Below are 3,340 nucleotides of genomic sequence, written 5' to 3' on the forward strand. Positions count from 1 at the left end.
TGTTGACGATCTCGCGGATGAGCGGGCCGGAGAGTGACTTGAGCCCCATGTTCTTGATCTTGAGCTCGACATCGAGGGCCATATCCTGCGCCGTCTCTTCGGTCGCGCCCTTGTACTCGTAGAATGTCTCGACAATCTTAGTCTCTTCAACAAGCTGGCGGACAATGCGGCTCCGGTCGCATTCAACGATATGCCCGTCGGTCGTTCTGACCGGGGGGAGGGAAGGAGTATACTCGCCAAAGATGGTCTGCTGGCGGGTCTCCTGCCGGCTCATCATTCACCCACGATCAGCTGGCTGAGGTGATCGTTGTCAAGTTTTCCCGCGGGAAAGAGATCGGCCGATGTGAAGAAATCCTCGCTCTTCTGGAGCACCGGGGCCTCGTTCACGAACACCCCGTTGACACGCAGCTCGGTCAGTGACTCGGCACTGGACAGGTCGCGCTCGACAAAGGGATACCCCCCGGTCTTCAAAAATGACTTGAGGAGTTCGCAGTTTGGGCAGTGCTCAAGTGTGTATACAATCAGCTGTGGAGAATCCTTCACAAAAAACACCCTGTACTCTGTTAATGATCCATTAGGTGGTATGTAAATAAAAAAATCATGGTTGCTATAGCATTCTCCCGTCCCGTTTCCGGGGCGATTACCCTTATCAGGGAATTAAAACAATACTACCGTAATGGTCAGGACGTTTGTCGCGCTGGAGCTCTCCGTGACGGTACGCGGGCGATTGAAGGAGGCCCAGGATGCGCTTCGCACCAGCTCTTCCCGGCTTACGTTCGTCGACCCGTCTCTCATCCACATCACGGTAAAATTCCTTGGCGAAGTGGATGAGAAGATGCTTGTACGGATCAGGGACGCCCTGAAGCCGATACCGTACCAGCCGTTCACGGTCGCGGCCGGAACCGTGACGGTGAACAATCCGAAACGCCCGCATACGGTCTGGTGTGCGCTCGATGATAACGGGAACGGCGAACGGCTCCTCTCCCTTGTTGAGGATGCCCTTCTCCCGCTGGGATTTCCGCGTGAAAGCCGTAAGTTCACCCCCCATGCAACGGTGGCACGGGTGAAGGATTCCGACCCGTCGCTCTTTGCCGTTCTCGGCCAGCTCAAAGGCCGGAGCTATGGAGAATGTACAGTCAGCGGTCTGAAACTCAAGAAGAGCACCCTGACCCCCCGGGGGCCGGTGTACGAGGACCTGCTGGAGGTGAACTGGTGACCCGGAGTTCTCTGGAAGAGACCGAGCTTTTTGGCCTGCGCCCCACGCAGGAAGAGAAGGACCATGTCTGCGGGATTGCCCAACGGATATTAGAGAAGATCCGGCAGAGCGGTAAGGCCGAAGGGATGGTCGTGGGGTCGATCGCCCGGCACACGTGGGTGAAGGGAGACCGCGATCTCGATGTCTTCATGCTGTTCGATCCCTCTCTGACCCGGGAGCAGCTCGAAACGGAAGGCCTGGCACTGGCGCGGAGCATTGCAGCGGCGTTCACCGACAACTACCACGAGAAGTACGCCGAGCACCCGTACATCAATGCCACGATCGATGACGTTGACGTGGACCTCGTACCCTGCTACAAGGTGGAGAGCGCATCACGGATAAAGAGCGCTGTTGACCGGACGCCGTTCCACACCCGGTATATCACTGAGAAGATCAACGGCCTCATTGACGATGTCCTCCTCCTCAAGCGCTTCGCGAAAGCCGGCGGGATCTATGGCTCCGACCAGATGACCGAAGGGTTCTCGGGCTATCTCTGCGAGCTCCTCGTGCTCCATTACGGGGGCTTCACCCCGCTCCTGAAGGCTGCGGCCGAGTGGAAACCCCGGACCCACATTGACGTGGAGAACCACGTAGCGAAAGAGTTTGACGAACCCCTGGTCATGATCGATCCCGTAGATCCGAAACGGAATGTTGCGGCTGCGGTCTCGGTCGACCGCATGGCAGAGTTCGTGGAACTGGCGAGGGGATATCTCGAAGCCCCGTCCGAAGCGTTCTTCCGGTTGCCGGAGGAGCCCCCCATAACCAAAGACAATCTTGAAAAAATCCTTGACGCTCGCGGAACTTCCCTGTACGCGATCACGTTTGCAACCCCGCCATATATCGAAGAGATCGTGGTCCCCCAGCTGAAACGCAGCACCCTTGCGATCAGCGAGTACCTTGAACGGAATGGATTCCCGGTGCACCACGCGGATTACCGGATGGGAAACGAGGAATCCATGATCCTTGTCGAGCTGCTGGTTTCCCGGTTGCCGGCAATCCGGAGCCATGCCGGCCCCCCGGTCTGGAACCGGGTCAATGCGGAAAAGTTCCGGGCCAAGTATCTCACGTCCGATCTGCCCGGTCCCTATATCGTCAACGGCCGGTACGAGACGGAAGTCCCCCGCGAGTTCCAAAATGCCTTTGACCTGCTCCGGTCCGAAGGCATGCTGCAGGTGAGCCTGGGGAAGCATGTGCGGCAGGCGTTTGAGAACGGGTGGAAGGTGCAGGAAGGCCCGGCGTGCTGGAGCCCGGGCTTTGCGGGGTTTATTGGCGGGTTCTTTGGCCGCTGCTCGCCGCTGGTGAGGATGGGGAAGGGGGAGTGAAGGGATTTAATTTCCTCTCTAAAAATTTCAATCAATATCTAAAAAAGAATGTAAAAAATTACATATAACACACTAACCCTTCAGAAGTACATTGTGAGTTCGAACTAGGACATTTCGTCCAACATTCATTATTGCATAAGATTAGTCCCGTTGGACAATATCCCGGTATATATTCACAGATTACACCAGTTGTAGTGCATTTTCCAATCATGTTTGCTCCACATTTTTCGTAGCAGTTGTCGTTACATAATATCCCATCATTTTTGCACAATGGTTTATTAGTGGGATCTTCAGTGATAGTTGTTCCATCTTTGGTAGTCATACCATATTTCCACATCAAAATTTCCCACTCACGGTATTTTTTCGGATCCAGTGTCATATCATGTCCGAATTGATTGAATAGAGCCGCGTCGTTGTATTCTTCAGAAATACTTGAAAACAAATTTCCCTCACTGATCTGGATTATTTTTGGAGTGCTGGTTAATTTTCCTGTACCAACGTAATGTCCTTGGGAATCTGTTGGTATTGATGGCTGAGTAGATTCAATGAATGCATATCCAGAATTTCTATAAGCGTATTGGAGAGGACTTTTTATTCCAACCGCCATATGGCTTTCCGAGGAGAAATCAAACAGAACAACGCCATATCCTAAGCCTCTTAATAAATATGCCAATAATCTCGATTTTTCATCGCAATCACCTTTATTGTCATAAAGAACTTCGTAGGGGGAACGTGTTGCTGTGCTATTTGAATATATTCTACT

General features: G+C 53.3%; 3 protein-coding genes and 2 pseudogenes. 2 read left to right on the forward strand and 3 right to left on the reverse strand.

What is annotated here, in order from left to right; genetic code table 11:
- Positions 1-277, reverse strand: a pseudogene (locus tag CW742_RS09250) (anaerobic ribonucleoside-triphosphate reductase); the annotation flags it as partial.
- Positions 274-543, reverse strand: a complete 270-nt coding sequence (locus CW742_RS09255; protein WP_292419509.1) for a glutaredoxin family protein — start codon at positions 541-543, stop codon at positions 274-276. The gene CW742_RS09255 and the pseudogene CW742_RS09250, both read right to left, overlap by 4 nt.
- 133 nt (positions 544-676) lie before the next feature.
- Here CW742_RS09255 and thpR point away from each other — a divergent pair, with 133 nt between their 5' ends.
- Positions 677-1,216, forward strand: a complete 540-nt coding sequence (gene thpR / locus CW742_RS09260; protein ID WP_292419512.1) for an RNA 2',3'-cyclic phosphodiesterase — start codon at positions 677-679, stop codon at positions 1,214-1,216.
- Positions 1,210-2,577 (forward strand): CCA tRNA nucleotidyltransferase, encoded by a 1,368-nt coding sequence (gene cca, locus CW742_RS09265; RefSeq protein ID WP_292419514.1) that lies wholly within the window; start codon positions 1,210-1,212, stop codon positions 2,575-2,577. Before thpR ends, cca begins: the two co-directional genes overlap by 7 nt.
- Positions 2,578-2,635: 58 nt before the next feature.
- Here the strand turns inward: cca and CW742_RS09270 are convergent.
- A pseudogene (locus tag CW742_RS09270) lies at positions 2,636-3,340 on the reverse strand (hypothetical protein); the annotation flags it as partial.

Source organism: Methanoregula sp. (genome assembly GCF_002835825.1).
Lineage (GTDB): Archaea > Halobacteriota > Methanomicrobia > Methanomicrobiales > Methanospirillaceae > Methanoregula.